The 6,002-nt window shown below is 63.3% G+C and carries 5 protein-coding genes; 2 read left to right on the top strand and 3 right to left on the bottom strand.

The window, feature by feature from the left end; translation table 11 throughout:
- Positions 1-307: 307 nt before the first annotated feature.
- Positions 308-1,510, top strand: coding sequence for a hypothetical protein (locus VKZ50_07190; protein HLJ59499.1), 1,203 nt, complete (start codon positions 308-310; stop codon positions 1,508-1,510).
- Positions 1,511-2,011: 501 nt separating this feature from the next.
- Positions 2,012-2,671: an NADPH-dependent F420 reductase gene (locus VKZ50_07195; protein HLJ59500.1), complete on the top strand. Its 660-nt coding sequence runs from the start codon at positions 2,012-2,014 to the stop codon at positions 2,669-2,671.
- 112 nt (positions 2,672-2,783) lie between these two features.
- Here VKZ50_07195 and VKZ50_07200 read toward each other — a convergent pair whose 3' ends face one another.
- From VKZ50_07200 to VKZ50_07210, 3 genes are all read right to left on the bottom strand, one after another.
- Positions 2,784-4,046, bottom strand: a complete 1,263-nt coding sequence (locus VKZ50_07200) for a hypothetical protein (GenBank protein HLJ59501.1) — start codon at positions 4,044-4,046, stop codon at positions 2,784-2,786.
- Between the two features lie 175 nt (positions 4,047-4,221).
- Positions 4,222-5,697 carry a M81 family metallopeptidase gene (locus VKZ50_07205; protein ID HLJ59502.1) on the bottom strand — a complete coding sequence of 492 codons (1,476 nt, stop codon included), beginning with the start codon at positions 5,695-5,697 and terminating at the stop codon, positions 4,222-4,224.
- 45 nt (positions 5,698-5,742) lie between these two features.
- Positions 5,743-6,002: Asp/Glu/hydantoin racemase (locus VKZ50_07210; GenBank protein HLJ59503.1), on the bottom strand; the 260-nt coding region annotated here is incomplete at its 5' end.

Consider the following 6,002-nt stretch of genomic DNA (forward strand, 5'->3'; position numbering starts at 1 on the left):
TACCAGTGCGGCCGGATCCGCGGGGCACCGGGACACGCCGTGCGGTGGCGCGTGCCCGGCCGTTCTTGAGGGGCAGGGGAATGTGGCGGATGCAGGATCGGCCGCGAGGGGTTCGCCAAGTGGCGCTGGAGTAGTGAGAAGTATCGTCCGAGGAGAGTCGTAAGTGGGATGCAACTGCCGCGCTGGCGAAGAGAGGCGCTGGGCACTATATCATGTGTCACCTAGGAACTTCGCAGCGGACTTGCACTCACCACTTCATTCTAGTGGATTTGGTGCCTCTCGCCCAACGAGCTCGAATCGAGGCGCTATGGGCCGGGAAGATGTCGTCGCGTTGACCGCGCAGAACCTGATGATGGAGGTATGGCTCATAACCAGGTTTCTTGCGTCGCTTCTCGCGTTTACGCTTCTGCTCTCCGGCGCTGCGATGGCCGCGTCACCGAGCAAACCGGCTGCTGTAACCGTGCAACATACGCTGACGTCCTACGGCCCGGCACCGAACGGACTCGTTGCAGTCATAAAGGACGTGCCAGATGCTTCGCTAGATCTACGGGCTTTAAGTAATCCCTACATTAGCGGCGTCGCCTTGCAGATCCACTGGAGCGACGTCGAGCCGGTCGCAGGAAAGCCGGATTGGTCGAAGCTGGATGCACTGTTCGCTGCTGCTGACTCATCGCACAAATGGGTACAACTCTTCGTCTTCCCCGGCTTCTTTTCGCCCGCCTGGGCCCTGGACGGCGTACGGACCGACCGGTTTCCCATTCAATATGGGCCCGGCGCAGGCACCGTGATGACCCTTCCGATGCCCTGGGATCGCGTCTACCTTAACCGCTGGTTCGCATTCCTGAAACTATTGAACGACAGATACGGAGCATCGCCTGCTTTTCGAGTGATGGCAGCTGACGGGCCAACATCGGTCTTTGACGAAACCACGTTGCCAAGGTCACCGCAGGATCTCAGGAAATTTCAGACTCAGGGGTATACGCCGTCCAAGTACGTAGCGGCGTGGCGGCAGACCTTTCGGGTTTTCGCCGCCGATTTTCCCAATCAGTACGTTTCCCTATCGGTAGGACGTGAGGTCGATATTCTTGATATCAACGACCAGGGTAAGATCGATCGCATCGGAGCTTCGCGTGCCAGGCAAGAGATTGTGAACGAGGCAATTACTCTCCTGGGACCGCGATTTGCGCTCGAGATGAACGCTGTCCACGCGGGTCCGGATCCCTATCCTCACGGCTCCAACTCGCAAGCCTACGATGAATTCATCATTGGTTATAACGGACGCATCATCACCGGGTTTCAGATGGGTGGTGGTATGGAAGGCGCCATCGGAAGCCGCAAGATGGGTGCTCCGGGTAATCCCCCTCTGGCTTTGAGAAGGTCCATCGACTTAGCGATGGAGCGAAACAGTGCCGGTCGGCATGTGAACTATGTCGAGATCTACGAACCTGACGTGTTTCCAGCGGCAATGCAGTCAGTGCTGCGCTATGGAGCGTCGCTCTTCGCGCCTTGATCCGCCCTCCGGCTTCGGTGCCACGGTTGCTACTGCTGCCATGTGGAACCTTTTGTCAGTTGGTGGGAGGCGGTCAGGAAGCGATTCTTCTCGCCCACCCTAAAGGATCTCCGCACCATCTGGAGGAAAGCGCGCCCTAGCGTATATGGGAGGAAAGGAGTGCGGCTACGCGAACCCGGCCGTCACCGTCGGCAAACGCTAGCGAGACAAAGCTCTAGCGAGACGAGGGTGAGAACGGGGGATTTTAGCCTAGGCGCCGGGGGTTCGAGTCCCTCACGACCGACCACAGTAAGCCCTAGACTATCGCAACAGGCCAGACGTATCTGCGCAGGACGTGGAGAGGTTCCGTATGTTGGTGGAGGTCACGACACGCTGATTCCCTGAGTCGTACCCCCGTCCATGAGACGGCAGCGCTCTACCGCACCAAGAGAGACCATGCGCCGCTGAGGGCGGCGCGTTTCGAACAGCGCGTCTTCGCCCACGTGGCTCGCGCGCACCGCGATGAGGAGGAGCAGCATGCGAGTTGGAATTCTCGGCTCGGGGCTCATGGGGGGCAAGCTCGGGACGCTCTTCGCGCGTGCCGGGCATGACGTAGTCTTCAGCTACGCGCGTACTCGCAAGAAGCTGGAGGGACTCGTACGGGAAGCCGGGCGGAACGCGCGGGCGGGCACGCCGGGTGACGCCGTACAGGAAGCGGACGCCGTTTTGCTTGCCGTGCACTGGTCCCGAGTGCCCGACGTGTTAAGACAGGCAGGCGACTTGTCGGGCAAGGCCATCGTAAGCTGCTCGCTCCCAATGAATGCAGGAAATACAAAACTCGTCGTCGCGCACACGTCCTCAGGTGCGGAGGAGCTCGCAGAGAGAGTTCCAAAAGCTCGAGTCGTCGCCGCCTTCGGTACCGTGCCGAGTGAGGTGCTCTTCAGCGTGTTCGAGGCCCGAGGCAAGAGCACGCAACCGAGCCTAGTGTACTGCGGTGATGACGCGCGCGGCAAACGAACGGCCGCTGCGCTAATCCGCGACGTGGGTTTCGATCCGGTGGACGCTGGCCCCCTACGGATTGCCCGGTACACCGAGCCATTTGCGCTCCTCGTCGCACAACTCGCGTACGAGGGGAAAGGGGGCCCGGAGCTGGCGTACCGATTCGAGCGATTCGGAGGTTAGCGATGACAGGGCTTCCCGGTAGGCCGTCCGATTCCCAGGAACTCGGGCCCGCGGTTGGCCAGTGAGTCTACCATTTGACTCAGGGGACGCACTCGCTCGGTGCCGTCGCTGCTCACCCACAACCAGGAGTGCCAGGTGCCCACCCGGTATTGGTGGAGACCCTTTGTTCGTGCCATTGCGGACTGCCAACCTGTTGCCACCAATAGTCGACGTCACCGCACGCGTCGGTGGTGGTGATGACGACCGAGCCGCCGGCCAACGCGATCGAGCGCGGATCGGTCCACCCACTGTAGTTGCCGCTTCCTCCGTCCGGGTGCTGTAGATTCCACGAACCAGTGTTACTGCCCGACTGCCACCAGTAGTCCAAGTACGTTGGATCGTATGGATTGTTAAGGGTATTGTCCGCAGCAACGATGACCGGGTTGCCGTGGGCCCACGCGACCGATGGGGTACTGAATTCCCGGGCACCGTTGGCGTTCACCTGCTGTTTGTGCCACGCTGCGGTCCCCACGGCTTGCCACCAGTAGACGAGGTTGCCGGGGCCCTGAATTCCGGCGATGACGACCGCGCTGCCCGTCCAGGCGATCGAAGGTTCGGACGCGCCTTTGTCCACGACCTGGCGGTGCCAGGTCGCTGTCCCGGCCTGCTGCCAGTAGTAGCAGAGACCCACGTTGCATGCGTCGGCGATGATGACTGACGTTCCAGTCCAAGCGATCGATGGCTGGGTCGGGTGGGTGCTCCCATCTTGGGGCGAGACCAGCTGTTCGTACCAAGTCGTGCGGCCTTTCTCCTGAAACCAGTAGTGCAGCCCGTTCTTGTCGATCGCGGCGATGACGACGGATCTGCCGGTCCACGCGATACTCGGCACGGAGTAGCCTACGAGGTAAGTGAAGGGCGGCGTCCCGCCGCCGAAGGAACAGCAGCCAGAGGGACCCGTGGCCACCGTCTGTTGGTTCCAGGTGGTGCCGCCCTTCGGCTGCCACCAGTAGTAGATGCCGCCGTTCCTTTGGTCCCTGGCGGCAATGACGACTGAATCACCCGTCCATGCGATCGCGTTTGATTGATAACCGGTCGGCGTCACAGGTGTCCACCCGCTCGCACTGTTAGGACAATCGTTGCCTGATGCGACCAGCTCCTTGTGCCAGGTTCCAGTGCCGACTCTCTGCCACCAGTAGAAGAGGTCGCCGCCGTCGGAACGCATGGGCGAGGCGACGATCACCACCGACGCACCAGTGTATGCGATCCCGCTGTTATAGATGGCATCTTGGCAGGTAAACGCGCGAGCGGCAGGGCCGGCGTAGACACTCACGCTCAGCGCGAATGCGATCGAGAACGCTGCGCTCACTCCACGACGAGCCCAAGACGTGCTGCCCATGGCAGGTCTCCCAGTTTGGCCGACATACTCCAGCCGACGAGAATCACCCCGAATTTTCGGTCCGCCCAACTTGTGCCCCAGGGTTGATTTGGCCAGACGAGAAGGAGGGTTCCGCGATGAGGCGGCGCGTCATGCCCGCTCGAGCGTGCGGTCGAAGCGGGCTCGATCCGGGGAGTCAATACTTCGTGTCCTGGTCCAGCGGATAGATCGGCCGCCGGACACGTCTGTAGGGAAAACTCGAGAGGTTGGACGTGCTGAGCCCGGGCGGATCGGTGCTCACGATGTGCGTCGCGATGCCGTCGAACCCCGCGCGGAAGTGCGCACTCGACTTGAGCCCCACGACGCGGCATCCCGACACGTTGATGCCGTGCAACGCAAATGGCTGCGGATCGAGCACCTGTGTGCGACCACTCGCAACCACGATGTCGACGCCGCGGCAGACCAATCGCGCCATCTTGCCGAGGTCGACCGCCTGTCCCCGCCCCATAGGGGTGGACAATCGGAACTTCCCGTCCGTGAGACACTTCACGTAGACGTTGACGTCGAGAGGATCGCCGTGCAGCCGGTCGAAATGGCCGCCGAGGCGCACCCGGATCGTGGCGCCGACGCCGGCGGCGTGGGCCGCCTCAGCCGCCCCGGGATCGTAGAGCGTCCCGAACGCGCTGTCGGTCAATCCGGCGTCGAGCATCGCCCGAAGCAGGTGCGTGCCATCCCCCGGCGCGCCGCCCCCGGGGTTGTCGCTGATCTCGTTGATGACCACCGGCCCGCCCGACTCGGCCAGTCGGCGCGCCTCCACCACCGCCTCTGCGGGCGCCGGAAATTTCTTCTGAAAGGTCTCGCGCCGGACCCAGATCTCTTGCGCGACGGCCCGGGCGGCTCGCTGGGCAAGCGATCGGTCGCGCTCCGCGAGGGCGATGACCGTGGCGCCCATCTCCGGAATATCGGTTTGGGAGAACCCGTGCATGAACGCGCAGTCGATCATGCCGGGCTCGCGCTCCCACCGATGGCAGAAGGCATTGATGGTGCTCGCAGGTTCCAGGCGAGACGGGGAGGCGGGGATCAGGAGCGGCACGACCTCGACGGTCATCTCCGGTTGGATCTCGCCCCGCAACACCCTGAGGAGAAACGCCATCGCCTCCTGCCCTCGCTCATAGGCGTCCACGTGGGGGTACTCGTGCACACCAAACAACCCCGTTGCCAGCTCGGCCGTCCGAGGGGTGATGTTGCCGTGGAGATCGAGCGTGGCGGCGATCGGGAGCCGCGCACCGACGACGTCGCGCACGGCTTCGAGCACAGCGCTCTCAAGGTCGTCGATGCCTTCGGCCACGCCCGCGCCGTGCAAGCCCAGGCAGATGGCGTCGAGCGGCATCGCGGCCCGCAGCCCCCCGAGGAGTTCGCGCGCCATCGCGTCGTACGCCTCCCGAGTGATTGTGCCCCAGGGTTCGGTGCTGGCGGCGAAGGTCGGGACGAGCTCGATTCCGAGGCGCTCCCCGGCCTCGATCATTCCTCCCAGGTAAGTGCGCGTGCCCCGGAACTGCGTAAGAATCTCGTCGCCGCGGCACCAGACGCGCTGCCGGAACATCTCCAGCGTCGTCGGCGGACAGAACGTGTTCGTCTCGTGGCTGATCTCGCCGATCGCGATCCTGTACACGGTCGAACCTCCCGGACGGGCACGTGGCCAATTATTTGGTGCCGATCATACCGCGGGTTTCCTACGCATCGCCTCTCCGGCCATGAGGCGCCCCCACCCGTGGACCGGTCGTTGCGCTCCGACGAGCTCGAGCCCGTTCCACACGCCGAGGATGGTGCTGTCGAAGATCGGCAGATGCGTGCGCTCCTCGAGCCGCTCGACCAGCGGTGCCGCCGGGAAGTTGGTGCACACGATGCTGATGGCCTCCGCCTGCGGCACAGCCAGCGACTGCACGAGCGCCTCGATCTGCCGTGGGGGGACTTCGT

It is taken from the genome of bacterium, assembly GCA_035295165.1.
Taxonomy (GTDB): domain Bacteria; phylum Sysuimicrobiota; class Sysuimicrobiia; order Sysuimicrobiales; family Segetimicrobiaceae; genus JAJPIA01.

Excerpts from the sequence above, each read along its gene's own strand:
- VKZ50_07195 (HLJ59500.1), top strand. The coding sequence starts at position 2,012 with ATGAGGAGGAGCAGCATGCGAGTTGGAATTCTCGGCTCGGGGCTCATG.
- VKZ50_07200 (HLJ59501.1), bottom strand. The coding sequence starts at position 4,046 with ATGGGCAGCACGTCTTGGGCTCGTCGTGGAGTGAGCGCAGCGTTCTCG.
- VKZ50_07190 (HLJ59499.1), top strand. The coding sequence starts at position 308 with ATGGGCCGGGAAGATGTCGTCGCGTTGACCGCGCAGAACCTGATGATG.